This window comes from Halorubrum tebenquichense DSM 14210 (assembly GCF_000337415.1).
Classification (GTDB): Archaea; Halobacteriota; Halobacteria; order Halobacteriales; family Haloferacaceae; genus Halorubrum; species Halorubrum tebenquichense.
The window spans coordinates 13,538-38,778 of record NZ_AOJD01000038.1 but is presented as its reverse complement, the minus strand read 5'-3'; the positions used below and the strand labels follow the sequence as shown (position 1 = coordinate 38,778).

Below are 25,241 nucleotides of genomic sequence, written 5' to 3'. Positions count from 1 at the left end.
TTGAAAACGGGTCGGGTGATCGGGTGGCGTTACAGTCGCTCGCGACAGACGTCGGTCAGGACGCGCACGGCGCGGTCGAGATCCGACAGCGGCAGCCGCTCGTCGGGGGCGTGGTCGAGGTCGGAGTTGCCCGGGCCGTAGGTGACCATCGGGCAGTCCCACGCGGCCGCGAAGAGGTTCATGTCGCTCGTGCCGGTCTTCCGCAGCAGGCGCACGTCGCCGTCCGCCGACCGGATCGCGACGCGGAACGCCCGCGCGAGGTCGGTCCGCGGGCTCTCCATCACCGGCGGCATCGGCTCGTCCCACTGGACCGAGCCGGTCGACAGCTCCGCCTCCGCCAGCTCGTGGATCTCGTCGACCGGCCGCGAGGGCGGGACCCGGAGCTGGACGTCCATCGTCGTCTCCACGGCGAGGCCGTCGTCGCTCAGCCCGCCGTCGACCGAGATGGGCTTGGTCGTCACCTGATCGAACACGGCGGTCTCGGCGTCGTCCGGCGTGAACGTCTCCTCGACGCCGTGCCACCAGTCGATCGCGTGCTGGATCGCGTTCGGCTCCGGCCGCGAGGAGTGGCCCGACTCGCTCGTGTTCACGTACGTCCCCTCCAGCAGGCCGCGGTAGCCGAGGGTGATCCCCTGCCAGCCCGACGGCTCGCCGTTGATCACCGCCTCGGGGGCGTCGCGGTCGCCGATGAGGTGGCGCGCGCCGCCGGAGTCGACCTCCTCGCGGACGACGCCCGCGAAGGAGACGCCGGTCTTCACCGCCGCGACCGCCATCGAGACCAGCGGGCCCGTCGCGTCGACCGCGCCGCGACCCCACAGGACGGGGTCGCCGGGGTCGCCGACGCGCACGTCAGACGGCTCCGGAAGCTCCCCTTCCGGCGGTGCCGGCCGCACCTCGACTGGGATATCGCCAGGCACGGTGTCGACGTGCGAGGTCAAGAGGACGGCGTCGTCCGCGGGCGCGCGGACGTTCCCGACCTCGTCGATCCGCGCCTCCCGGCCGTTCGCCTCGAAGAAGTCGACGAGGCGCTCGGCCGCCCGCCCCTCCTCGCCCGACGGCGAGGGGATCGAGACCATGTCGTACAGCAGCTTCCGGGCGGCCGTGTCGCAGGCCGCGGGGTAGCCGCCGCCGGCGACGACGTCGGCGTCCTCGGGATCCGCTTCCGGCTCCGCCCCCCGCTCCTTCCCGGCCGCCATCAGCCGATCACCTCGGCTATCGCGTCGACCACGCGGTCGGCGTGCTCGCGCTCGACCGTCAGCGGCGGCAGGAGCCGCAGGACGGTGCGGCCCGCTGGCAGCGCGAGGATCTGGTGGTCGATGGCGAGGTCGCGCAGCAGGCGGTTCGACCCGCGGCGGACCTCCACGCCGACCATCAGTCCGTCGCCGCGCACGTCGCGCACGTCGTCGCCGAGGCGGTCGCGGAGCTCGCCGCGGAGGTACTCCCCCATCTCCTCGGCGTGTGCGGGCAGGCCCTCCCGTTCGATCACGTCGAGGGTCGCGCCCGCCGCGGCCGACACCACCGGGCCGCCGGAGAACGTCGAGCCGTGGTCGCCGGCGTCGGCGGCGATCCAGTCGCGACACAGCGTCGCGCCGATGGGGAGCCCGCTGCCGAGCCCCTTCGCGGTCGTCAGCACGTCCGGCACTACGTCGTGGCGGTCGGCCGCCCACATCGAACCGGTGCGGCCGAGCCCGGTCTGGATCTCGTCCAGTATCATCGCGGCCCCGTTCGTCGCCGTGGCGACCCGGACGGCCTGGAGGTACTCGGTCGAGACGGGGTTGATCCCGCCCTCGCCTTGGAGCGGTTCCAGGATGACGGCGGCGGTGTCCTCGTCGACGGCCTCGCGCATCGCCTCGGCGTCGCCGTACTCGACGAACTCCACGCCGCCGGCGAGGGGACCGAACCCCTGCTTGTACTTGTCCTTCCAGGTGGTCGCGAGCGTCCCCATCGTCCGGCCGTGGAACCCCTGCGTGGTCGCGACGATCTTCTCGCGGCCCGTCGCGTGCCGGGCGAACTTCAGCGCGGCCTCGTTGGCCTCCGTCCCGGAGTTACAGAGCCAGACGTTGTCGACGTCGACCGGCGCGACCTCGGCGAGGCGCTCGTACAGCGCCGTCCGCGCCGCGTGCGGGTACGACGCCTGGACGTACATGAGCTCCTCCAGCTGGCTCGTCGCGGCGTCGACGACCTCGGGGTGGCAGTGCCCGACGGGCGTACAGGCGTAGCTCGCGCCGAAGTCGAGGTACTCGGTCCCGTTCGTGTCGGTGAGGTGGACGCCGTCGCCCGACGCCATCTCGATCGGCTTCTCGGAGAAGACGAAGCCGCTCACGCGGTCTCACCTCCCGTTTCGGCACCGGACTCACCTTCGCCGCCGAGCGCCGACCGCTCTATCGTCGTCCCCGCGCCGCCGAGCGCGGCGACGACCGGGTCGCGGACGTTGGCGTCCGCGATCACGACGCGGCCGGAGCCGCCGGAGAGCGCCTCCCGCGCGGCCATCACCTTCTTACCCATGAACCCCTCGGCGGCGTCCTCGACGGCCGCCAGCTCGTCTGGCGTCGCGGCCGCGTCGATGCGCGTCTCGGGGTCGTCCGGGTCGGCGTACACGCCGGACACGTCCGTCAGCAGGACGAGGTCGGCACCGAGCGCGCCCGCGACGGCTGCGGCCGCGCGGTCGGCGTCGGCGTTGACCGGGGTGACCTCGCCGTCGCCCTCGTCGCCCGCCATGGGCGGCGAGACGACCGGCGTGTAGCCGTCCGCGAGGAGGTCGGCGAGGAGGTCGGCGTTCACCGACTCGATCCGTCCGGAGTGGTCGCCGCGCCGGATCTTCTTCTTGCCGTCCTCGACCACGCGGACGGCCGACTTGCGCGGCCCCGAGAGGAGGCCGCCGTCGACCCCGGAGAGGCCGACCGCGTCGACTCCGGCCGACCGGAACTGTGCCGTCAGTTCGGTGTTGAGCTTGCCCGCCATCGCCATCGCGAACGCCTCCATCGTCTCCGCGTCGGTGAACCGCCCCGTGACGCCCGAGGCGGACTCGACGTACTCCGGCTCGATGCCGAGTCGTTCGAGCGTCTCGTCGACGACCGTCGAGCCGCCGTGGACGACGACGACTCGCCGGCCGTTGGCGACGAGGTGGGCCACGTCGCCGACCGCGCCGGCCGGGTCGACCGCCTTCGCGCCGCCGACCTTGACGACGACCGGCGGCTCGTCCGCGGGCGCGTCGCCCGCGTCGGACTCGGTCCCGTTCATGGCGATCCCACCGGGTGAAGCCCGTCGAACTCGAGGCCGGCGGTCTCGTCGAGGCCGAGCGCGACGTTCGCCGCGTGGACGGCCTGGCCGGCCGACCCCTTGGTCATGTTGTCGATCGCGGAGAAGACGACGACCCGGCGGTTGCCGGGGTCGAGCTCGAAGCCGACCTCGCCGTGGTTGGTCCCGGCGACCGACTTCGGCTCGGGGTAGCGGTAGACGCCGCCCCCGCCGGAGACGATCCGCATGAACGGCTCGTCGGCGTAGGCGTCGCGGTACGCGCCCCACAGGTCCCCCTTCGAGACCGGCTCGTCGGGGAAGACGTGGCAGGTCGCGCTCGCGCCCCGCACCATGTCGACCGCGTGGACGGTGAACGAGACGGAGAGGCCGAGGTACGCCTCGATCTCCGCCTCGTGGCGGTGGCCAGTGGGCGCGTACGGGCGCACGACGCCCGAGCGCTCCGGGTGCGAGGAGGCCGCGCCGCCGCCCGCGCCGCCCTCCGAGGAGCCGACCTTCACGTCGACGACGACCTCGCCCGTCCCCGGGCCGAGCGCGCCCGCGTCGACCAGCGGCTCGAGGCCGAGGATCGTCGCGGTCGCGTTACAGCCGCCGCCGGCGATCAGGTCCGCGCCGGGGAGGTTCTCGCGGTTGAGTTCGGGGAGCGCGTACTCCGCGCGTTCGAGGTACTCCGGCGACTCGTGGCCGTCGTACCACTCGTCGTAGGCGTCGGCCTCGGGCAGCCGGAAGTCGGCCGAGAGGTCGACGACGGTGTCGGCGGCCTCGAAGAACTCGTCGATCCGGCCCATCGAGACGCCGTGCGGCGTCGCCGCGAACAGCACGTCGACCGACTCCAGGTCGTCGGGGTCCGAGAAGCGCAGGTCCAGCCCGCGCAGGTTCGGGTGCGAGCGCCCGACGGTCATGTTGTCCGCCGACCGCGAGGTGGCCTGAACGACCTCGAAGTCCGGGTGCCCGGCGAGGATCCGAAGCAGTTCGCCGCCGGTGAAGCCGGTGCCGCCGACGACGCTCGCGGTGTACGTCTCGTCGGTCATGTGGTCGCCTCCGTGGACTCCTCCGCGCCCTCGCCGGCCGCCGCGGCCGCCTTCGTCTCCAGCCAGTCGACGACCCGCGCGGGCACGTCGACGTCGGTGGCCGCGTCGAGCGCCTTGAACTCGACGGTGTGGTTCACCTCGTGGACGGTGTAGTCGTCGGCTCCGTCGCCGTCGACTCCGGTCTCGCCGGCGTCCGCTTCCGGCTCGACTCCAACCTCCATCAGGTCGACGCCGAGCATCCCGCCGCCGACCGCGTCGGAGGCCTTCTCGACCAGTTCGGTCGCGCGCTCGTCGAGGTCGAACGCCGCCGTCTCGCCGCCCTTCGCGGCGTTCGTGAGCCAGTGGTCGGACGACCGCGTCATCGCGGCGACCGGCTCGCCGTCGACCGCCAGCACGCGGACGTCGCGGCCGGGCTTGTCGACGAACTCCTGGACGTAGAACACCTTGTGCTCGTAGTGGCCGAGCGTCTCCTTGTGCTCCAGTATCGCTTCGGCGGCGTTCCGCGAGTCGATCTTCGCCATCAGCCGCCCCCACGAGCCGGTGACCGGCTTGAGGACGCAGGGGTAGCCGAACGACTCGATCGCCTCGAGGGCGGCCTCCTTGGTGAACGCCACCTCCGTGGCGGGCGTCGGCACGTCCGCCTCGGCGAGCGCGAGCGAGTTCTTCGCCTTGTCGGCGCAGACGTCGCCCGTCTCGGGGGAGTTCACCACGGGAACGCCGTAGCTGTCGAGGAAGCGGGCCGCGTACAGCGACCGGCTCGTCGACAGGCAGCGGTCGACGACGAGATCGAGGTCGTCGACCGGGGCGGTCGTGGACTCCAGCCCGAACCGCTCCTCGCGCACGTCGATCTTCGCGACCTCGTGGCCGCGCTCGCGGAGCTCCCCGAGCAGGAGCTTCTCGTCTTTCCGTATCCGGGAGTAGAGGACGCCTACGCGCACGGCCATCCCCCTCCGTTCGCGTCGGTGCTCACGCGCATGTCGACCACTCGCGTGTCGGGTCCGCGGCGCTCGTCGCCATCTACTCGCCCCAGTCCTCCTCGAGTTCCGGTGCCTCCTCCAAGACGACCGGATCGAGTGAGATCACTTCGAGCTCGGTCCCGGTGACCGGACTGTCGATGATCTCGCCGACCTCGACGTCGGCCGGGATCTCGATCTCCTCGCCCGTGATCGGGTCCTCCGCGGTCAGCGTGTCGGTGTCGCTCGTCATCGTACCACGTTCTCGGCGACGGGAACGCATAAAGGTTCCGAACTTACCAAATAGTTTACACTAACTAGAGCACCGGCTATCGGAGGAAGAGCGGCCGAGGCCGGTCGGACGAGACCGACTGTCAGGATTCGAGCACCGGTTCGCCCCCTCGCGGGAGCGGGGTCGCGGCCGGCGGTCGCGGACCGACCGCCGACCGCGGCGGTCGTCGCATCCGGTCCGGCTGCGGCGGGCGATCACGCATACGTCGTCACCTCCGCGGCGAGCGCGTCGGCGGCCGCCGCGAGCGACTCGCGGCGCTCGTCGAGCGCCGCCGCGTCCGCGTCGATCCCCGCGGTCGCGGCCGGCAACTCCTCGGCGACCGCCGCGGGGGCGGGCCCGCCGGCCGAGTCGCGGCTCGCGACGCTCTCCGCCGGGTCGAGCACGCGTTCGACCGCCTCGCGGGACACGCGCTCGAAGAGGGACTCGCCCAGCACGGTCCGTGCGGCCTCGTCAACTTTTGCGGCGGCCGCCGCGGGGTCGTCGCCGTCCGCGACCGCGGGGGCGGCGCTCGCGACGATCTCGTGGGCGGTGCGGAACGGGAGGCCGTTCGCCGCGAGCAGGTCCGCGACGCCCGTCGCGGTCGAGAAGCCCTCGCCCGCGGCGGCCGCGAGCGCGTCCTCGTCCCAGTCGGCGGTCGCGACCGCGCCGGCCGCGACCTCGGTCGCCTCGCGCACGTCGTCGGCGATCGCGAAGACGCTCGCGTGGGCGCGCTGGAGGTCGCGGTTGTAGGCGCGCGGCAGCCCCTTCAGCAGGCTCAGCGTGCCGGTCGCCTCGCCGATCGCGTCGCCCGCGACGCCGCGGGTCAGCTCCAGCGTGTCGGGGTTCTTCTTCTGGGGCATGATCGAGGAGGTGGAGGCGTACGCGTCCGCCAGCTCGATCACGCCCTTGTTCGAGAACACGATCAGGTCCTCCGCCAGCCCCGACAGCGTCGTCGCGAGCGTCGCGAGCGCGCTCGCGGACTCCGCGAGGAAGTCGCGCGCGGAGACGGCGTCGGTCGAGTTGCGGACCGTGCCGTCGAACCCGAGCAGCTCGGCGGTCCGGTCGCGGTCGATATCGAAGGGCGTGCCCGCGAACGCCGCGCCGCCGAGCGGCGACCGGTTCACCCGGTCGTACGCGTCGAGCAGCCGCTCCGTGTCGCGGGCGAGCGCGCCCTCGTACGACAGCAGGTAGTGGCCGACCGTCGTCGGCTGAGCCGGCTGGAGGTGGGTGTACCCCGGCATCACGGTCTCCGCGTGGTCGTCCGCGGCGTCGACGAGCGCCTCGCGGGCGGCGACGGTCGCCTCGACCGCCGCGAGGAGATCCTCGCGCAGCCGGTAGCGGATACAGGTCGCCACCTCGTCGTTCCGCGAGCGGGCGGTGTGCATCCGTCCGCCGTCGGGACCCACGCGGTCGATAACCGCGGTCTCGATCGCCTCGTGGACGTCCTCGCCGTCGGGGAGCGCGCCGTGTCCGGCTTCCTCGACGTCGCCGAGCGCCGCGAGGATCTCCCCCGCGACCGCGCTCTCGACGATCCCCTGCTCCGCGAGCATGACCACGTGCGCGCGGTCGACCGCGAGGTCGGCCTCGAAGATGGCCTCGTCGGCGGCGAGACTCGACAGGAACTCGCGGGCGGGGCCGCCGCTGAAGCGGTCGCGGCGGACGGCGGTGCCGCCGTCGGCGTCGCCGTCACCCGCGCCGTCGTCGCCCGCGCTCGCGTCGGCCGTACCGGGATCGTCGTCGGTCATTCAGTTCTCGTCGGTCTCGGCGGCGTCGGCTCCCGACCCGTCCGTCGCCAGTTCGGGCTTCGAGACGCTCGCTTTCACGTCGTTGGCGAGGCGCTCCTGAAGCCCGTGGTACTTCGCGACGCCCGTCGCGTCCGACTGCGCGATGCCGGCCACGTCCTCGGTGTTGAACGAGGCCATCTCCTCCGAGTAGACGGCGTACTCGGAGTCGCGGGCGACGACGCGGCAGTCGCCGCCGGAGACCTTCACCGTCGCCGTGCCGGTCACCACGTCCTGCGTCTCGTCGACGAAGGCGTTCAGCGCGTCGACGACCGGCGCGAACACGAGCCCCTCGTACGCCTTCTCGGACCACTCCTGTTCGATCCCCTTCTTGAACGAGCGCTCGTTCTTGGTGAGGACGAGGTCTTCGAGCGCCTGGTGGGCCGTCAGGAGGACGGTCGCGGCCGGGTGCTCGTAGTTCTCGCGCACCTTCAGCCCGAGCATGCGGTCCTCCATCACGTCGGTGCGGCCGACGCCGTAGCCGCCGGCGTACTCGTTGAGGTGCTGGATGAGCGGGACGGGGTCCATCGCCTCGCCGTCGACGGCGACCGGGACGCCCTCCTCGAAGGTCACCTCGATGGTGGTCTCCCCTTCCGGCTCCGCGGTCCACTCGTAGATGTCCTCCGGCGGCTCGTAGTCCGGGTTCTCCAGCTTCCCGCCCTCGACCGCGCGCGACCAGATGTTCTCGTCGATGGACCAGACGCCGCCGTCGCCGGCCTCGACTGGCAGGTCCTTCTCTGCGGCGTAGTCGATCTCCCACTCGCGGGTGAGCCCGAGCTCGCGCACGGGGGCGATCACTTCGAGGTCGGAGCCGCGCCAGACGGCCTCGAACCGGAGCTGGTCGTTCCCCTTGCCCGTACAGCCGTGGGCGATGGCGTCACAGCCCTCCTCCTCGGCGACCTCCAGGATTGCCTCGGCGATGACCGGACGCGCGAGGGCGGTCCCGAGCGGGTAGCCCTGGTAGCTGGCGTTCGACTTCACCGCGTCGAAACAGAGGTCCGCGAACTCCGCCTTCGCGTCGACGACGTGGATGTCGAGTCCCAGCGCCTCGGCGGTCTCCTCCGCCTCGTCGAACTCCTCGGTCGGCTGGCCGACGTCGACGTTGACGCCGATGACCTCGTCGTAGCCGTACTCCTCTTTCAGTAGCGGTACGCACACCGTGGTGTCGAGTCCCCCGCTGAACGCGAGTGCAACGCTCGTCATTACCGGAGGAGACACGGTCTACGCCCTTAAATTCAGCGGTATTGAAGCCGAAAGAAAGCGGGAACGCGGTCGCTCACGGAGACGACAGTCGAGACTCCACGGAACGAAACGGCGCGAACGCGACGAGGGATGAAGTGTTATCGGCCCGAGGGGCCTCGTCGTCGCGCCGCGCCGGAGGCCGGTCGCGGCGGTCGGACGTCTCGTCGCGGTCGCAGGGCTCGTCGGCCTCGGAAGCAGGCGGCGTCGAGACGAGCCACTGCGGTCACTACCTGTAGCTACTCCCGTTTCAGTATAAAAATATTCCGCACCGAAAATCGGTCGCAACACTTGCCGATCGGGGCGCTCCGGGCGGTTCCCGGCCGTTCAGATCGCCTCGCGGTACGCCTCCAGCGTCCGCTCGACGTCCTCCTCGGTGTGCGCGTAGGAGGTGAACTGGCACTCGTACTGGTTCGCGGTGAGGAACACGCCCCGGTCTTTCATCTCCTGCCAGAACACGCGCTCCCAGCGGTCGGTCGCGGCCGCGGCCACGTCCGCGCCGGTCTTCGGACACGCGTCGTAGCGGGCGCAGTCCGGGTCCTGCCGGCAACCGCCCGCACAGCAGGCGTCCGGGTCGTCGGGCGCGTCGCGGGTGAACACCGTCTTGAACATCGAGTCGGTGCCGACGACGGTGTACTCCGGGGCGCGCTCGGCGCAGATCTCCGAGATCCCCTCGCGGAGCTTCCGGCCGAGCCGGTTGACGTGCTCGTACACGTCGTTCTCGGCCGCGTACTCAAGCGTCGCCTTCCCCGCGGCCATCGTCACCGGGTGGCCGGAGAACGTGCCCGACTGGAACACCTCGCCCGCGGGAGTGAACCCCTCGATGATATCCGCCTTCCCGCCGATCGCCCCCACCGGGAAGCCGCCGCCGATGATCTTCCCGAACGTGGTTACGTCCGGCGTCACGCCGAACTTCGACTGCGCGCAGCCCAGTCCCCCGACGCGGAAGCCGGTGATCACCTCGTCGAAGATCAGAAGCGAGCCGTGGTCGTCACAGAGGTCCCGCAGCGTCTCGTGGTAGCCGTCGATCGGCGCGACGATCCCCATGTTGGCCAAGATCGGCTCGACGAGGACGGCCGCGATGTCGTCGCCGTGCTCGGCGAACACCTCCTTGGCCGCCTGCGGGTCGTTGAACGGGATCGGGAGGGTGTGTTCGGCGAACTCCTCGGGGATCCCCTTCGTCGACGGGCCGTGGTCCTCGGGCGACCCCTCCACGAGCGTCGACTCCTGCGCGCCGTGGTAGCCGCCCTGCATCACGACGATCTTGTCGCGGCCGGTGTGGCCGCGCGCGAGCCGCACCGCCGAGACGGTCGCCTCCGTCCCCGAGTTGACGAACCGGATCGACTCGACGCTCGGGACGTGCCGCGCCACGAACTCGGCGTGTTCGATCTCGACCTCCGTCGGCGCGCCGTACATCGGTCCCTCCGCGACGTGCGACTGGACCGCGGCCTCGACCGGGTCCGGGAGGTCGTGGCCGTACAAAAGCGGCCCGTACCCCATCACCCAGTCGACGTAGCGGTTGCCGTCGGCGTCGATCACGTGGCCGCCGTCCCCGCGCTCGATGAAGAACGGGTGCGGCATGTTCGCCCGGACCGAGGAGTTGACGCCGCCCGGCATGACCGACAGCGCGCGGTCGTACAGCCCGCGCGAGCGCTCGTGGTTCATGCCGATCGGTTGGGTCGGCGGGCTGAAAGTAGTTGCCGAACCGGTCCCGACGCGGCCGGCCCGCGACCGGCCCGAGAGAAACCGTTGACCGTCGGTTCGCGCGCGCCCCGCCTACACCGCCTCCGGTCCGGTCGCGCCCGTGCGGACCTGAAGCGCGTCCTCGACCGGCAGGACGAACACCTTGCCGTCTCCGGGTTCGCCGGTCTCGGCGGCGTCGGCGATCGCCTCCGCGACCTCGTCGGCCGGGATGTCGGCGACGACGACGTCGATCTTCACTTTCTGGTGGAGGTCGACCGTGAACTCCTCGCCGCGCCACTGGCCCTTCTTCGCGGGCTGGCTGCCCCGGCCGGAGACGTTCGTCACCGTGAGCGAGGGGGCGTTGATCTCCGCGAGCGCCTGCTTGATGTCCCCGAGCTTGTCGGGGCGGACGACCGCGGTGACCATCTTGATATCTGCGCCGTCCTCCTCGCCGCCGTCCGCGCGGGGCGAGCCGTCGTCCGCGTCCGCGCCGACCACGCGGCCGCCGTCGGTGGTGACGGAGGGCTTGCCGAACTCGGGGTACGTCTCGACGCCGTGTTCGCTGACGTCGAGCCCGTCGCGCTCGTGTTCCGGGGTGACGCGGGCCTGTCCGGTGGCCTTGAACGCGCCGAAGACGACCGCCGTCCCGACGACGGTCCACGCCCCGATGACGACCACGCCGATCACCTGCGAGATGAGGAGATCGAGCGAGAAGCCGTTGATGCTGACGAACGGCAGCGCGAGCACGCCGAGGACGCCGGCGGAGCCGTGGACCGGGAACACCGCGCAGACGTCGTCGATCTTCATCGTGTCCGAGACGAACTCGAAGACCAGCGGGAGCTGGAGGCCGCAGAGCAGGCCGACGGCGATGGCACCCCACCACGTGACGAGGTTCGCGATGCCGGTCACGCCGACCAGCCCGGCGAGCAGCCCGTTCGCGACGTACAGCGTGTCGACCTTCTTCGAGAGCGCGACCGACGCGAGCGCGGCACCGACGCCACCCGCGGCCATGCCGAGCGTCGTGCCGAGCGAGACGCGGCCGACCGACGCGTAGCCGTCCAAGACGAGTTCGCCGCCGTCGACCGCGAACACCGTCGCGGTCGTGCCGACGTTGAACCCGTACCAGCCGAACGCGAGGATGAGCGTGCCGAGCACCGCGAACGTCATCGAGTGACCGGGGATGACGTTCGAGGAGCCGTCCTCGGCGTAGCGGTCCATCCGCGGCCCGAGCACGTACGCCGCAGTGAGACCGGCGATGCCGCCCATCCCGTGGACGATCATCCCGCCCGCGAAGTCGGTGAAGCCGAGGCCGGCACCGCCGAGGAAGCCGCCGCCCCAGGTGATGCCCGCGACCACGGGGTAGATGACCGCCGAGATAGCGATCGTGTACGCCACGTACGCGCGGAGCTTCGCCCGCCCGGCCACCGCGCCGGAGACGATGGTCGCGGCCGTCATCGCGAAGACGGCACCGAACAGCCAGCTGTTCACCCAGCCGCCGTCACCGAGCGCGGACGCCGCGGAGAAGCCCCCCCCGGCGGAGAGGCCCTCGACACCGAACCCGACGAGGAAGTAGACCAGCACGCCGACGCTCCACGTCAGCAGGTTCTTGGTGAGCTGGTTCGCCACGTTCTTCGCGCGCACCTGCCCCGCTTCGAGCATCGCGAAGCCGGCGTGCATGAAGAAGATGAGGAAACAGACCACCGCGACCCACATCAGGTTCACGCCCTCGGCGAGGACGCTCGGATCGATCGAGGCGAGCACCGCACCCGTCACGCCTCGGTCACCTCTACTGAACGCTCGTTCGGTTCGAACCGCATTTCAGTCGTGTTCATGCGTTGAATCACGTTTCGACTGCGGGGAACGGCCATACATAAACGTTCGAGTTGAGTTTCACAACAAAAACGCTTGATAATACGGAGGGCGTCCGATATAATGACGTGGCAATGGAATATAAGGACGTTTCCTCAGGTGTTTCGCGGCAATTGCTGCGCTCGAACTCGACGCCTGTTGTGTAAAATTTCTATTCTTTTCGGCACGATCCGCCGTTGAGGGGGGCCTTGAGGGCGTGCGCGGCCGCCTCTGGCGAGTATTGCCACTCCGTCGTCTCGCGGTTCGCCGTCACACGGCTCGGTAGCGGCGAATTCGGGCGTTTCGGGACGCCTCGTGAGAAATTGACGTTCGTCAACCCGTTCCATGGCCGACCGATCGCCTCGCCCGCCTCCCTCGGCGAAGCGACGGCGGTGTGGGGGCCGTCGCCGTCGACGACCGCCGCCGAACGGCGGTTACTCGGGCTTCAGCCCCTCGTTCTGGACGCGCATCACGGCCTCGCCGTCGGCGAGGTTCGGCGCGTCGACGAGCCGGACGATCCGCTTGTCGCCCTTCGACTTCCGGAGGTAGATCCGGAACGTGGAGGCGTGGCCTAAGATGTTGCCGCCGATCGCCTGCGTCGGGTCGCCGAAGTAGGAGTCCGGGTTCGACGCGACCTGGTTGGTGACGAGGATGGCGGTGTTGTACAGGTCGCCGAGCCGCATCAGGTCGTGAAGGTGCTTGTTGAGCTTCTGCTGTCGCTCGGCGAGTTCGCCGCGGCCGACGTACTCCGCGCGGAAGTGCGCGGTGAGCGAGTCGACGCAGACGATCCGGATCGGCCACTCCGTCTCCTCGTGTTCGCCGGCCAGCTCCTTCGCCTTCTCGGCCAGCAGGATCTGGTGGTTGGAGTTGAACGCCTTCGCGACGTGGATCTGGTCGAGGAAGGCCTCGACCAGCTCTTCGAGCGCCTCCTCGTCCGAGGGCGTGCCCTCGATCTCGCGGCGCTCCATCTCGTCGGCGAGGATCTCGTCGTCGAGCCCGCGGACCATGTCGTCGATCCGCTCCGGTCGGAACGTGTCCTCGGAGTCGACGAAGATACAGCCGCCGTCGAGGCCGCCGTTCTCCGGCTCCAGCTGGACATTGACGGCCATCTGGTGGGTGACCTGCGACTTGCCGGACCCGAACTCGCCGTACACTTCCGTGATCGACTGGGTCTCGATGCCGCCGCCGAGGAGGTCGTCGACCTCGTCGATCTGCCAGGAGAGCTTCCCGATCTCCTGTCGCCGCTCCAGTACGCTCGCGCCGGTCTCGAAGCCGCCGACGTCGGCGGCCTCGCGGGCGGCGTTGATGATGTCGCTCGCGGACGACTCGCCGATGTCGGCGGTGTTCGACATCTCGCCGGGGCTGGCGACCGCGATCGACTGGTAGCTCTCGAATCCGTTGTCAACGAGCTTGTCCGCGGTCGCCGGACCGACGCCGGGGAGGTCCTCGAGTTCGTCTTCGGGCATGTACTCGACCCTTGTTCGCCATCGGGTATAAAGACTGGTTTACACCCTTGTGAAAGTGAAAAGCCGGCGTCGATCCCGCTCGCTGGCGGCTCGTCATCTCTCGGAAGCGCTCGTCGGAGCGAGCGGATCTCCTGAGCAGTGAAACTGGTCGTCGGTCCCGGAACTCGGCGGCCGCCCGCTCAGAAACCGACCCGGCGGACGTAATCGAGGTCGCGGATCTCGACGAGCAGGTCGCCCGGCAGCTCCGCGTCGGTGATCACGTACAGCTTCGGGTCGTCGGTGAACTCGGGGTCCTCGCTCAACACCTGCCGGATCGACACGTCGCGGTCGCCTAAGATCGACGTGACCTCGGCGACGATCCCGGCCTCGTCGGCGGCGGCGACCTCGATGGTGAGGACCGTGAGATCGAGGACCGGAGCCAGATCCATCAGGCTCGGGATCGACGAGATGTTGGTGAAGATGCGCTCCAGCTCCGGGTCGGCCAAGATTGCGTCGGTCGTCGAGTCCACCACGCGCCGGTCCACGTCAAGTTCGCGCGCGATGCCGGTGTAGGGGATCTCGATCCCGCCGGAGACGACGCGCCCCTCCTCGTTGACGGAGAACCCGCGCTCCAAGAACAGCCGGATGACGGCCTGCTGGCTCGGTGACCCCTCGAACTTCTCGAGGATCTCGTCGAACATTCGTTACTTCGGACCGTCGTGGTGCGGGGGTAAAAAGGCGGCTGCGTCGCGATCGGACCACTTCCGCCCCGCCACCCGACCCCTTTTGCCCGGTGACGCCGAACCCCACCCCGTGTCAGAGTCGTCGCATCTCCGGTTCTTCCCGTACGAGGAGCCGTACCCGAACCAGCGCGAGGCGATGGACAGGGTCGCCAACGCGTTAGACCGGGGGCAGGACGTGCTGTTCGAGGGCGCGCCCGGGACGGGGAAGACCCTCTCCGCGCTCGTGCCCGCCCTCGAACACGCCCGCGAGCACGACCGCACGGTCGTCATCACGACCAACGTCCACCAGCAGATGCGGCAGTTCGTCGAGGACGCCCGCGCGATCACCCGCGAGGAACCGATCCGCGCGGTCGTCTTCAAGGGGAAGTCGTCGATGTGCCACATCGACGTCGACTACCAGGAGTGTCAGACCCTCCGGGACACCACCCGCGAGATGGTGGAGACCGAGAACGAGGTCCGCGAACTGGAGTCGCGCCAGCGCGAGCTGCTGGCCGAGAGCCGCGAGGGCGACGCGGGCGCGGCCGAGGCCCGCGAGGCGATCATGGAAGAGCTGGACGAGCTGGAGGCCGAGGTCGACGAGTACGAGGCCGCGAACGTCTGCGAGCACTACCGCAACAACCTCACCCGCGACACGGAGGCGTTCTTCGGGTGGCTCTTCGAGGACGTCCGGACGCCCGACGACGTGTACGAGTACGCCGACGAGCGCGAGCTGTGCGGCTACGAGCTGCTGAAGGAGGGGATGGAGGGCGTCGACCTGGTGGTCTGTAACTACCACCACCTGCTCGATCCGAACATCCGCGAGCAGTTCTTCCGCTGGATCGACCGCGACCCCTCGGAGATAATCACCGTGTTCGACGAGGCGCACAACATCGAGGACGCCGCCCGCGACCACGCCACCCGGACCCTCACCGAGAACACCCTCGACGCCGCGCTCGACGAGGTGGCCGACAGCGACGACTCCCGCGCGGAACCGGCCGAGAACGTCCTCCGCGCCTTCCGCGACGCCCTCGTCGAGACGTACGAGGACGGGCTCGGCTTCGGCGCGGTCGACGAGAGCTGGGAGGACGTGTCGATCGCCAACGACGACCGCCGCGACGACCTCACGCTCGCGTTCCTCCGCAACTACGAGGGGAAGGGGATCGACGCGGAGACGGAGCTCGCCGTCCAGCTCGGGCAGGCGATAGACGAGGAGTACGAGCGCCGCTACCGCGACGGCGAGGCGACGACCCGGTCGGAGTCGCAGACGCTCGCGGCCGCCCGGTTCGTCGCGACGTGGATCGAGGACGGCACCGAGTTCGGGCAGTTCCCCGTGGTCTCGGTCCGCCGCGACGCCGGCACCGACGAGGTGTACGGCCGGGCGGAGCTGTACACCTGTATCCCGCGGAACGTCACCAGCGAGCTGTTCGACGAGGTGGCGGCCTCGGTCCTGATGAGCGCGACGCTGCGCCCGTTCGACGTGACCGAGGACGTGCTGGGGCTGGAGGACGTCGCGTCGATGGCCTACGGGATGGGCTACCCCGAGGCGAACCGCCGGACGTTCGCCGCCGACGTGCCGCCGCTCTTCGCCGCCGACCGCAACGATCCGGAGACGCAGGAGGCGGTGGCGTCGCTGCTCCGCGACGCGATCCGGTTCACGCCCGGCAACACGCTCGCCTTCTTCCCGTCGTACGCGGAGGCGGAGCGCTACCACGAACGCCTGACCGGTGCGAGCCCCGGGAGCGGCGGAGCCGGTTCCGGGCCGCGGGGTGACGCCGGAGCCCCCGCCGACCCCGGTCCGATCCACCTCGACGGTCCCGGCGAGGACGAGGAGCGACTCCGCAGCGAGTTCGTCGCGGACGACGGTGCCGCGCTGTTCACGTCGCTGTGGGGAACGCTCGGCGAGGGGGTGAGCTTCGACGGCGACGACGCCCGCACGGTCGTCGTGGTCGGCGTCCCGTACCCGCACCTCTCGGACCGCACCGAGGCGGTCCAGGACGCCTACGACCGGGCGTTCGCCGACCGCGACCGCGCCCGCGACCCGGGGTGGACGTACGCGGTCGAGATCCCGACGATCCGCAAGACCCGGCAGGCGCTCGGCCGGGTGATCCGCGGGCCCGAGGACTTCGGCGTTCGCATCCTCGCGGACCGCCGCTACACGACCGCCGACATGGGGAAGTACTCGGTCCGCTCCGCGTTCCCGCCGGAGGAGCGCGAGGAGCTACTCGACGTCGACCCCGAGAAGCTGAAGTTCGCGATGCTCAACTTCTATCAGGACCACGACGCGTACGACGGGCCGCCGCCGTCGCCGTGAGTCCGGCGAGCGAGCATCGACGCGGGCGAGTTCACCCGGGCATCGACGCGAGCAGGACGGAGACCAGGATCAGGACGCCGGCGAGCAGCGTCGTGACCACGGCGTGGATGAGCGTTATCCCGGCCACGACCCGCCGCGGCTCCTCGTAGCTCCACCAGAACATCGTCCCGTCGACGAGGAGCGCCGCGAGGAGGATGAGCGCCGCGGGGAGTTCGAACGCGTTCCCGACGACGCTGATCACCGCCGGGAGCGGGCCGACGTAGAGGGCGCGGCGCGGGTCGACGTCGCCGAGGACGTTCCGGGCCGCGACGTGCGCCGTCAGGGAGAGGAACAGCGCCAACAGGACGGTCGTCCCGAGCACGGACACCGGCGTCACCGTCTGTAAGAGCATGGTCGGTCTACGGGACGAGGGGTAAAAGTGGCCGCGGAACGCGGCCGCGGTGCCGCCGTTTCCGGCCCGCCGCGTCCCGGCGTCGATCCCGCCGGCGTCGTCGTCTCGGGACCGCCGTCAGTCCAGCAGCCCCAGCCCGTTCAGCTCCTCGACGATCACGTCGACCGCGGCCTCGGCGTCCGCCGGGCTGGTGCCGCCAGTGACGACCACCTTGCCGCTGCCGAACAGCAGGGCGACGACCTCCGGCTCGTCGAGCCGGTAGACGAGGCCGGGGAACTGCTCCGGCTCGTACTCGATGTGTTCCAAGCCGAGGCCGATCGCGATCGCGTTCAGGTTCAGGCTCTCGCCGAGGTCGGCCGAGGTGACGATGTTCTGGACGGTTATCTCCGGGTCCTCGATCGGGATCTGGAGGGCGCGCAGCTCCTCGAACACGATGTCGAGGCTCCCGTGGACCGCCTCGATCGAGTTCGCGCCGGTACAGACGATCTTCCCCGACCGGAATATCAGGGCCGCCGACTTCGGGTCCGCGGTCCGGTAGACGAGGCCGGGGAACTGCTCGGGGTCGTAGTCCGCGCCTTCGAGGTCCATCGCGACGCTCTGGAGATCGAGCTCCTGTCCGATCCCCGTGGAGGCAACGACGTTCTCTACGGTGATCGTCTCCTTCGGATCGGCCGTCATTACCTACGTTCTCGCCCGAACGCCGTAAAAAGGTGGCTGGTCGGAACCGCCACGCTATTCCCCTCGCCGCGCGGAGCCGTCGGCGTGTACTGGCTCGAACTCGCCGGCGAGACCGACGCCTTCGCCGCCCGCGAGGCCGCGACCGCCGCGACCGCCGTCGACCTCGTCGCGCCGGGGCTCGCGCGCGCCGGCGGGATAGACCCCTCCCGCGTTCGCCGACTCGCGTACACCCGCGCGGCGCACGAGGCGCTCGCCCGGACCGACGCCGACCTCGACGCCGCGGTCGCCGCGCTCCGGGCGGCGTCGATCGACCGGTCGGGGAGCGTCGCGGTCCGCGCCCGGAACGTCCGGGGGACGTCCGGCGTCTCGACGGCGGCCGCGGAGCGCGCGCTCGGCGGCGTCCTCGTCGACCGCGGGTTCGACGTCGACCTCGACGACCCCGACCACGTCCTCCGCGCGCTGTTCGCGGCCGGCCCGCGCGCCGACCACGACGCGGTGGCCGGGGCCGACGGCGGCGACGCCGACGTCTGCGCGCTCGGCTGGGTCGCCGCCGAGGCCGCCCGCGACTTCGCGCCCGACCCCACCGACCGCCCCTTCTTCCAGCCGGGGAGCATGGCCCCGGCGGACGCCCGCGCCTACGCCAACCTCGCCGGCGCGGCCCCGGGCCGGACCCTGCTCGACCCGATGTGCGGCACCGGCGGCCTCCCCCTGGAGGCCGGGCTCGTCGGCGCGGACGCGGTCGCCTGCGACGCGCAGGCGAAGATGGTCCGCGGCGCGCGCGAGAACCTCCGCGAGTACGTGGGCGACCCCGCCGACGGGTCGCCGGACTGGCACGTCGCGCGCGGCGACGCGACCGCGCTCCCGTTCCCGGACGACGCCGTCGACGGCGTCGCGTTCGACGCGCCCTACGGCCGACAGTCGAAGATCGCGCGCCACGAGCTGGCGGACCTCGTCGCGGGCGCGCTCGCAGAGGCCGCCCGCGTCGCGCCGCGCGCGGTGCTGGTCGCCGACCGCGACTGGCGCGGCCCCGCCCACGAGGCGGGGTGGACCGTCGACGCCGCGTTCGAGCGCCGCGTCCACCGGTCGCTGACGCGGCATGTGCTGGTGTTGCGCCGCGGGGACGCGGAGCCGAGCCGGCCGGACGCGGCCGCGTCCCCGGCGGACCGGGAGTGAACGACCGATCGCCGGAATCGCCCCTATCGAGCGCTCGTGCGACAAGTTTCAGTTCCGCCTCGGCTCCGGGCAACGGTTAAGTGCGCGGCCTCTCGTGGTACTCGCATGACCGGGGACGCCGGAGACATGCTCTCGTGGGACGAGTCGGTGTTCCGCGACGAGTCGGTGTTCGAGATCGACCACGTCCCCGAGACGTTCCGCCACCGCGAGAGCCAACTGGAGAACCTCAAGTACGCGCTCCGCCCCGCGGTCCGCGGCTCCCGCCCGCTCAACACGATGGTCCGCGGCCCGCCCGGCACCGGCAAGACCACCGCGGTGCAGAAGCTGTTCGGCGAGCTGGGCGCGCGCACCGAGGTGCGGACGGTCCGGGTCAACTGTCAGGTCGACTCGACGCGCTACGCGGTGTTCTCCCGGCTGTTCGAGGGGATATTCGAGTACGAACCCCCCTCCTCGGGCATCTCCTTCAAGAAGCTGTTCGGCCAGATCACCGACCGGCTCGTCGAGGAGGACGAGGTCCTGGTCGTCGCCTTGGACGACGTGAACTACCTCTTCTACGAGAACGAGGCCTCCGACACGCTCTACTCGCTGCTGCGCGCCCACGAGGCGCACTCCGGCGCGAAGATCGGCGTCATCGTCGTCTCCTCCGACCTCGGCCTCGACGTGATCGACGACCTCGACACGCGGGTCCAGTCCGTCTTCCGCCCGGAGGAGGTGTACTTTCCCGTCTACGACGCGACCGAGATCTACGACATCCTCGTGGAGCGCGCCAAGCGCGGCTTCCACGAGGGGGTGATCGGCGACGCCGAACTGGAGCGCGTCGCCGACCTCACGGCCGAGAGCGGCGACCTCCGGGTCGGCATCGACCTCCTGCGCCGGGCCGGGCTCAACGCCGAGATGCGCGCCTCGAAGACGATCTCGGAGGAAGACGTCGAGGAGGCGTACGACAAGTCGAAGCACGTCCACCTCTCGCGGTCGCTCCGCGGGCTCTCCGATTCCGAGCGCGACCTCGTCCGCGTCCTCGCCGAACACGACGGCGAGCGCGCCGGGGCGGTGTACGACGCGTTCAACGACGCGACCGGGCTGGGGTACACCCGCTACTCGGAGATCACCAACAAGCTCGACCAGCTCGGCGTGATCGACGCCGAGTACGCCGACGTGGAGGGACGCGGCCGCTCCCGCGAACTCTCCTTGGCCTACGACGCGGAGGCCGTCTTGGACCGGTTGGAGTAGGCGGCGACTACCCCTCGTCGTCACCGCGCGCCGTCTCGTACCCGGTCGCCCACGCGAGGGCTCCGACGGCGAGGATCGCGACGGTCTCTCGGTCCGACCCGACGAGGAAGTTCGCGACGAGGAACACGGCACCGATCGAGACGCTGACGTACGCGCCTTCGGGGACCGCGAACGGGAGCCCGTCGCGCGCCCGAAGCGACGCGATCACGAACATCGCGCCGAGGAGCGTCAGGCCGACCAGCGGGAGGACAGCGGTTGCCGAGGACATACTCCCGACTGATCACGTCGCGAGTAATACATTTCGGCGGTCGCGCGGTCGGAGCGAACCGCCGACGCCTTTTCAATAGCTCCGCCCGCACCTCGTCGCATGAAGACGAGCGGCGGGAGCGACGCGATGAAGCGACGCGCCGGCGAGTCGGCGGCCGAGGCGGTGACCGACGGCGACGTGGTCGGGCTCGGGACCGGATCGACGGCGGCCCACGCCATCCGCCGGATCGGCGACCGGGTCGACGCCGGCCTCGACGCGCGCGGCGTCCCCACCTCCTTCGCGAGCCGCGAACTGGCCCGCGACGCCGGCGTCCCCTGCCTCGGCCTGCCCGAGGCGGTCGGTCCCGACGGGCCGGGGATCGACGTCGCGATCGACGGAGCCGACCGGGTCGCGATCGGCCGCGGCGACGACCCGGCGGTCGGCCCGCTGATAAAGGGCGGCGGGGCCGCGCACGCCCGGGAGAAACTGGTCGACGCGGCGGCCGACCGCTTCCTCGTCGTCGCCGACCCTTCGAAGGAGACGCCGGTCCTCGACCGGTCCGTGCCGGTGGAGGTCCTCCCCGCCGGTCGCTCCGCGGTCGCCGAGGCGGTGCGGGCGGCCGGGGGCGAGCCGACCCTGCGGCGCGCGGAACGGAAGGACGGCCCGGTCGTCACGGACAACGGGAACCTCGTGTTCGACGCCTCGTTCGGCGAAATCGACGACCCGGCCTCGCTGGCGACGACCCTCTCGACGACGCCCGGCGTCGTCGAACACGGGCTCTTCGTCGGGCTCGCGGACGAGGTCCACGTCGGGACCGCGTCGGGCGTCCGGGTCGCGAGGCGCTGACCGCGGTCCGACCCCCGGCCGACGGACGCGTCGCTCGCCGGTCGACGGTCGCTCAAAAAATGAAGAACGGAAGGCGCGTCCGTCTTAGAGGTCGCGAGGCTGGACCGTCTTCCGGTCGTTGGCCTCGGCGCGGCGCGCGGCGTCTTCGAGCAGCTCGTCCACTTCGTCGTCCAGCGCGTCGTAGAAGTCCGAAGCGACGTTCTTGTCGTCCAGGGCTTCCTTGACGGCCGCTTTGACAATAAGGTCTGCCATGCGGTCGGGCCTACCCGGTGATGGTTAATAAGAGTTCCTGAATTCGACCGCGAGGGACGCCGTGCCGCCGGTTCACGGGGGGTTGCGAGCACAATCACTTATAAATCTTGTGAGATTCGTGTCTCCCCACCGACGCGAACGCGATTCGAACCCGGCGGAATCGGTCGCGAACCCGCTTCCCTCGCCTCGCGTGCGCGGCTCGCGCCCGGCCGGTGCCGCTGGAGCGACGGACGCCGAACCGACAGGTTCGACCGGGCCCGTCCCCCACGGTCGCTCATGCGAGAGACGTTAGCGGCGCTCGAAGCGGGCGAGATCGGCGTCGAGGAGGCGGAGTCCCGGCTCGCGGGCTACGCGACCACGGACGCGGGGCGGTTCGACGCCGACCGCGAGCGACGGCGCGGGATCCCGGAGGCGATCCTCGCGGAGGGGAAGACGCCGGCGGAGGTCGCCGCGCTGGCGACGACCGCGCTCGACACCACCGGCCGGGCGCTGGTGACCCGCGCGGACGAGGCGACCGCGGCGGCCGTCGCGTCCGCGGTCGGCGGCCCGGAGGGGTCGACTGCGGACGGCGACGCGTCCGCGACGGTCGACCGCGACGACCGGACGGGGACCGTCGTCGCGCACGCCGCCGACTTCGAGCCGCCGTCGCTGGACGCGACGGTCGCGGTCGTGGCCGCCGGCACCGCCGACGCGCCGGTCGCCGGCGAGGCGGCGGTCGTCGCCCGCGAGGTCGGCGCGACGGTTGACCGGGTCGACGACGTCGGCGTCGCCAACCTCGACCGGATATTGGATCAGGCCGACCGGATCCGCGAGGCCGACGCCGTCGTCGTCGCGGCGGGCCGCGAGGGGGCGCTCCCGACGGTCGTCGCCGGCCTCGTCGACGCCCCCGTGATCGCCCTCCCGGTCTCGACCGGCTACGGGGTCGGCGGCGAGGGGGTCGCGGCGCTGGAGGGCGCGCTCCAGTCGTGTTCCGTGCTCACGACCGTCAACGTCGACGCCGGGTTCGTCGCTGGCGCGCAGGCCGGCCTGATCGCCCGCGCCGTCGACGCGGCGCGCGCCCCGTGAGCGCCCCCGTCCTCGGCGGCCGACGACCCCCGTCGACGGCTTCGATCGGCCCCTCGGAGGCCGCCGGTACCGGATCACATTAAACGCGCGAATACCGGAAGTCGGCGGGGTCGAGAAAGGGTATTTGTTCGTCCAGTCCGTAAGGATGTTACCGACGAACGTCGGTATCACATGCCACGCTGTGACCACTGCGGGTCGCACGTCTCGGACCGCTTCGCTCGCGTCTTCGCGGACGAGCACGGCGACCTGAACGCGTGCCCGAAGTGCTCCGCCAACGCGGGCATCGCAGAGGTGTCTCGCGAGCGGACTCAAACCGGGGACTGACCGGCGAAACGCCGATCGGAGACCGAGCGCACGGAGAGCGGCAGCGCCGTCTCACCGACGGTTCGGGCACGTCCGAGCGCCCGCGCACATCCGCACGCACTTTGCCCTCGCGGTCCCACGGCCGCCCGTGGCCGACCACCACGTCTACGTGATCGAGTGCGCGGACGGCACCCTCTACACCGGCTACACGACCGACGTGGAGCGTCGGGTCGCCGAACACGACGCCGGGGAGGGCGCGAAGTACACCCGCGGCCGGACCCCCGTCACGCTGCGGCACGTCGAGTCGTTCGACTCGAAGTCGGCGGCGATGTCGCGGGAGTACGCGATCAAGTCGCTGTCGCGCGCCGAGAAGGAGCGCCTGATCGACGGTGACGGCGACGAGTGACCCGCCGAGTCACTCCACGAGCCGCTCGATCTCGGTGACGAGGATGCCGGTCGCGCCGACGGACCGCAGCTCCGAGATGGTCTCGAACACGTCGCGCTCGTCGACGACCGCGTGGACCGCGACCATCCCGTTGCCGTCCGCGTCGGCCTCGACGTTCATCACGGTCGGGCCGCCCAGCCCGGGGATCACGTCCTTCACCTCGTCGAGCCGCGCCTTCGGGGCGTTCATCATCAGGTAGCGGCGGCCGTCGGCGGCGAGGACGGACTCGAAGGCGGTCAGCACCTGCTCGACCTTCGGGTCGTCGACCACGTCCGGGCGCGCGAACAGCCGCACCGAGGAGTCGAGCACGTCGTCGATCACCGCCAGCCGGTTCACCTTCAGGGTCGTCCCCGTCGAGGTGATGTCGACGATGGCGTCGGCCATGTCGACGTGCGGGGTCAGCTCCGTCGCGCCCGTCACGGTGACCACGTCGGCGTCGACGCCCACGCGGTCGAGGTAGTCGCGGGTGACGTTCGGAAACTCGGTGGCGACCGTCTTGTCGACCAGGTCCTCGACCGCCGCGATGTCGCCGTCCTCCGGCGCTGCGAGGACGAGCCGACAGGAGCCGTACCCCAGATCGAGGAGGTCGACGAGGTCCCCCTCCGCGGCCGCGCCGGCCCCGTCGACGACGCCGCCCGACTCGGCGGCCTGATCGAGGCCGGTGACGCCGAGGTCGGCCGCGCCGTCGCGGACGTACTCGGGGATGTCGGCCGCCCGCGCGAACAGCACCGTCACGTCCTCGTCGACGGTGTCGGCGTACAGCTGTCGGTCGGCGGTCTCCTCGACGTGGAGTCCGGCGCGCTCTAACAGCGAGAGCGTCGGCTCGTGCAGGCGGCCCTTGTTGGGGACGGCGATGCGCATACGGAGAGCGTCGCGGGGACGGGGGGAAACGTTTTCGTCCTCGCTGCTCCGTCCGTACGCATGGACGACGGAACGGGAGCAGCCCTCCTCTCACTCGCTATCGCCGTCCCGATCGTCGGTGCCCTCCTCCTGTCCGGAAGCATCTCCGGCGCGGTCCTCACCGGACTCATCGTCGGTACCATCGCGGTGTCGTTCGTCCTCGCCGATCGGATCGACGACGAGGAAGACGAGGCCGTGACCGACGACGAACCGGACCCGCTGGAGTCGCTTCGAGACCGCTACGCACGCGGTGAACTGACCGAAGACGAGTTCGAGCGGCGAGTCGAGCGACTCCTCGAAACGGAGGACCGATCGACCGCGCGCGACCACCTTCTGGACGAGAGCGACGGTGCGGCCGAAACGGAAGCTGTCCGCGAGCGCTGACGCGCGGAACCCGCCGGCTCACACGCCTCGTCTCACCGCCCAGTACGCGACGGGGAGACAGCCGGCGACCGCGACCGGCCACGTGGTCAGCTGTGAAGCCGGGTCGGGCGGCGAGACGAGGATGCCGACGATCAGTCCTCCGAGTCCGGCGACGACGACGACCGCCGCGGCCCGTTCCGCCCGTCCCGGCGGCCACTCGCGCGACCGCCCGCGACGCCACCACAGGAGGTAGTAGCACAGCACGATCCCCGAAAGCGGCGCGAACACGCCCCAGATCGCGGGGCGGCGGCTGCCGCGAGCGCGAGCGTCGAAGTTCACCCACGCACCCATCGCGGCCCAGACGAACACCACGAGGGCCGCACCGAACGCGACGGCGGGCGTGAGGGCGGGGAACACACCCGGACGTTCCACCGGACCAGTTGTCAGTCTTCTCATGCTGCGGCCGGTCGGTCCGGCGAGGGCAGGTACTTTCCGCTGACGGCGCGGTCGACCCCAAGACATACACTCGCGCTCCGAGACACCACTGCGTGACGAACGCCCTCCGCTCCCGCCTCGGCGACTACTACGATCCCGACCCGCGGGCGACGGTGATCTGTCTGCTCGGGTCCGCGTTCACGCTGGCGATGATGCTACCGATCGCGGACCTCGCGAACCCGTACCACGCGTTCGGCGTCGCCGGAACGACGCTGGCGCTCCTCGGTTCGATCGCGATCCTCGTCGACCCTCGCCGACGGCGGGGAACGGAACGCGACTGACCACCGCGGTCCCCGACGAACCGCGCGCCGCGT

At 70.9% G+C, this 25,241-nt stretch carries 27 protein-coding genes; 9 read left to right on the top strand and 18 right to left on the bottom strand.

Annotated features, from left to right (window positions below; all coding sequences use genetic code 11):
* Positions 1-29: 29 nt before the first annotated feature.
* The 12 genes from C472_RS06800 to C472_RS06745 form a co-directional block, all read right to left on the bottom strand.
* Positions 30-1,196 carry a [LysW]-lysine hydrolase gene (locus C472_RS06800; protein ID WP_006629075.1) on the bottom strand — a complete coding sequence of 389 codons (1,167 nt, stop codon included), beginning with the start codon at positions 1,194-1,196 and terminating at the stop codon, positions 30-32.
* Positions 1,196-2,323 (bottom strand): aspartate aminotransferase family protein, encoded by a 1,128-nt coding sequence (locus tag C472_RS06795; protein ID WP_006629074.1) that lies wholly within the window; start codon positions 2,321-2,323, stop codon positions 1,196-1,198. The genes C472_RS06800 and C472_RS06795 overlap by 1 nt, the downstream gene beginning before the upstream one ends.
* Positions 2,320-3,240, bottom strand: a complete 921-nt coding sequence (locus C472_RS06790; RefSeq protein ID WP_006629073.1) for an acetylglutamate/acetylaminoadipate kinase — start codon at positions 3,238-3,240, stop codon at positions 2,320-2,322. The genes C472_RS06795 and C472_RS06790 overlap by 4 nt, the downstream gene beginning before the upstream one ends.
* Positions 3,237-4,286, bottom strand: coding sequence for an N-acetyl-gamma-glutamyl-phosphate reductase (gene argC, locus C472_RS06785; RefSeq protein WP_006629072.1), 1,050 nt, complete (start codon positions 4,284-4,286; stop codon positions 3,237-3,239). Before argC ends, C472_RS06790 begins: the two co-directional genes overlap by 4 nt.
* Positions 4,283-5,224, bottom strand: a complete 942-nt coding sequence (gene lysX, locus C472_RS06780) for a lysine biosynthesis protein LysX (RefSeq protein ID WP_049906407.1) — start codon at positions 5,222-5,224, stop codon at positions 4,283-4,285. Before lysX ends, argC begins: the two co-directional genes overlap by 4 nt.
* A gap of 79 nt (positions 5,225-5,303) precedes the next feature.
* Entirely contained in the window at positions 5,304-5,492 is a 189-nt protein-coding gene (gene lysW / locus C472_RS06775; RefSeq protein WP_004599337.1) for a lysine biosynthesis protein LysW, read from the bottom strand.
* A gap of 233 nt (positions 5,493-5,725) precedes the next feature.
* Positions 5,726-7,255, bottom strand: a complete 1,530-nt coding sequence (argH, locus tag C472_RS06770; RefSeq protein WP_006629070.1) for an argininosuccinate lyase — start codon at positions 7,253-7,255, stop codon at positions 5,726-5,728.
* Positions 7,256-8,494, bottom strand: a complete 1,239-nt coding sequence (locus tag C472_RS06765) for an argininosuccinate synthase (protein WP_006629069.1) — start codon at positions 8,492-8,494, stop codon at positions 7,256-7,258.
* A 363-nt stretch (positions 8,495-8,857) separates the two neighbouring features.
* Entirely contained in the window at positions 8,858-10,195 is a 1,338-nt protein-coding gene (gene hemL, locus C472_RS06760) for a glutamate-1-semialdehyde 2,1-aminomutase (RefSeq protein WP_006629068.1), read from the bottom strand.
* Positions 10,196-10,306: 111 nt separating this feature from the next.
* A complete protein-coding gene (locus C472_RS06755; RefSeq protein ID WP_049906400.1) occupies positions 10,307-11,986 on the bottom strand; it encodes an ammonium transporter in 1,680 nt (559 codons plus the stop codon).
* A gap of 509 nt (positions 11,987-12,495) precedes the next feature.
* Positions 12,496-13,527 carry a DNA repair and recombination protein RadA gene (radA, locus tag C472_RS06750; RefSeq protein WP_006629066.1) on the bottom strand — a complete coding sequence of 344 codons (1,032 nt, stop codon included), beginning with the start codon at positions 13,525-13,527 and terminating at the stop codon, positions 12,496-12,498.
* A 179-nt stretch (positions 13,528-13,706) separates the two neighbouring features.
* A complete protein-coding gene (locus C472_RS06745) occupies positions 13,707-14,207 on the bottom strand; it encodes a hypothetical protein (RefSeq protein ID WP_006629065.1) in 501 nt (166 codons plus the stop codon).
* 112 nt (positions 14,208-14,319) lie between these two features.
* Between C472_RS06745 and C472_RS06740 the strand changes: the two genes are divergently transcribed.
* The gene (locus C472_RS06740) at positions 14,320-16,539 is read left to right on the top strand and encodes an ATP-dependent DNA helicase (protein ID WP_006629064.1); all 2,220 of its coding nucleotides are present in this window, start codon (positions 14,320-14,322) and stop codon (positions 16,537-16,539) included.
* Positions 16,540-16,570: 31 nt separating this feature from the next.
* Here C472_RS06740 and C472_RS06735 read toward each other — a convergent pair whose 3' ends face one another.
* Positions 16,571-16,930, bottom strand: a complete 360-nt coding sequence (locus C472_RS06735; RefSeq protein WP_006629063.1) for a DUF7473 family protein — start codon at positions 16,928-16,930, stop codon at positions 16,571-16,573.
* A gap of 117 nt (positions 16,931-17,047) precedes the next feature.
* Positions 17,048-17,608: a TATA-box-binding protein gene (locus C472_RS06730; RefSeq protein ID WP_006629062.1), complete on the bottom strand. Its 561-nt coding sequence runs from the start codon at positions 17,606-17,608 to the stop codon at positions 17,048-17,050.
* 84 nt (positions 17,609-17,692) lie between these two features.
* Here C472_RS06730 and C472_RS06725 point away from each other — a divergent pair, with 84 nt between their 5' ends.
* The gene (locus C472_RS06725; RefSeq protein WP_006629061.1) at positions 17,693-18,781 is read left to right on the top strand and encodes a methyltransferase domain-containing protein; all 1,089 of its coding nucleotides are present in this window, start codon (positions 17,693-17,695) and stop codon (positions 18,779-18,781) included.
* Positions 18,782-18,886: 105 nt separating this feature from the next.
* A complete protein-coding gene (locus C472_RS06720; protein ID WP_006629060.1) occupies positions 18,887-20,011 on the top strand; it encodes an ORC1-type DNA replication protein in 1,125 nt (374 codons plus the stop codon).
* A 7-nt stretch (positions 20,012-20,018) separates the two neighbouring features.
* On the opposite strand, the gene C472_RS06715 is transcribed toward C472_RS06720, so the two are convergent.
* Positions 20,019-20,279: a hypothetical protein gene (locus C472_RS06715; RefSeq protein WP_006629059.1), complete on the bottom strand. Its 261-nt coding sequence runs from the start codon at positions 20,277-20,279 to the stop codon at positions 20,019-20,021.
* A 99-nt stretch (positions 20,280-20,378) separates the two neighbouring features.
* Here C472_RS06715 and rpiA point away from each other — a divergent pair, with 99 nt between their 5' ends.
* Positions 20,379-21,104: a ribose-5-phosphate isomerase RpiA gene (rpiA, locus tag C472_RS06710; protein WP_006629058.1), complete on the top strand. Its 726-nt coding sequence runs from the start codon at positions 20,379-20,381 to the stop codon at positions 21,102-21,104.
* An 84-nt stretch (positions 21,105-21,188) separates the two neighbouring features.
* Here the strand turns inward: rpiA and C472_RS06705 are convergent, their stop codons facing one another.
* Positions 21,189-21,356 carry a DUF1931 family protein gene (locus C472_RS06705; RefSeq protein WP_004047560.1) on the bottom strand — a complete coding sequence of 56 codons (168 nt, stop codon included), beginning with the start codon at positions 21,354-21,356 and terminating at the stop codon, positions 21,189-21,191.
* 276 nt (positions 21,357-21,632) lie between these two features.
* Here C472_RS06705 and larB point away from each other — a divergent pair, with 276 nt between their 5' ends.
* The 3 genes from larB (at position 21,633) to C472_RS06695 (ending at position 23,130) form a co-directional block, all read left to right on the top strand.
* The gene (gene larB, locus C472_RS06700) at positions 21,633-22,421 is read left to right on the top strand and encodes a nickel pincer cofactor biosynthesis protein LarB (RefSeq protein WP_006629057.1); all 789 of its coding nucleotides are present in this window, start codon (positions 21,633-21,635) and stop codon (positions 22,419-22,421) included.
* A gap of 171 nt (positions 22,422-22,592) precedes the next feature.
* Positions 22,593-22,745 carry a DUF7563 family protein gene (locus C472_RS17475; protein WP_006629056.1) on the top strand — a complete coding sequence of 51 codons (153 nt, stop codon included), beginning with the start codon at positions 22,593-22,595 and terminating at the stop codon, positions 22,743-22,745.
* Between the two features lie 127 nt (positions 22,746-22,872).
* Positions 22,873-23,130, top strand: coding sequence for a GIY-YIG nuclease family protein (locus C472_RS06695; RefSeq protein ID WP_006629055.1), 258 nt, complete (start codon positions 22,873-22,875; stop codon positions 23,128-23,130).
* A gap of 9 nt (positions 23,131-23,139) precedes the next feature.
* Here the strand turns inward: C472_RS06695 and hisG are convergent, their stop codons facing one another.
* Entirely contained in the window at positions 23,140-24,030 is an 891-nt protein-coding gene (gene hisG / locus C472_RS06690; RefSeq protein ID WP_006629054.1) for an ATP phosphoribosyltransferase, read from the bottom strand.
* Between the two features lie 60 nt (positions 24,031-24,090).
* On the opposite strand from hisG, the gene C472_RS06685 reads away from it, so the two are divergent.
* The gene (locus tag C472_RS06685; RefSeq protein ID WP_006629053.1) at positions 24,091-24,453 is read left to right on the top strand and encodes an SHOCT domain-containing protein; all 363 of its coding nucleotides are present in this window, start codon (positions 24,091-24,093) and stop codon (positions 24,451-24,453) included.
* An 18-nt stretch (positions 24,454-24,471) separates the two neighbouring features.
* Here C472_RS06685 and C472_RS06680 read toward each other — a convergent pair whose 3' ends face one another.
* A complete protein-coding gene (locus C472_RS06680) occupies positions 24,472-24,888 on the bottom strand; it encodes a hypothetical protein (protein ID WP_049906399.1) in 417 nt (138 codons plus the stop codon).
* Between the two features lie 92 nt (positions 24,889-24,980).
* Between C472_RS06680 and C472_RS06675 the strand changes: the two genes are divergently transcribed.
* Positions 24,981-25,208 carry a hypothetical protein gene (locus tag C472_RS06675; protein WP_006629051.1) on the top strand — a complete coding sequence of 76 codons (228 nt, stop codon included), beginning with the start codon at positions 24,981-24,983 and terminating at the stop codon, positions 25,206-25,208.
* Positions 25,209-25,241: the final 33 nt, after the last annotated feature.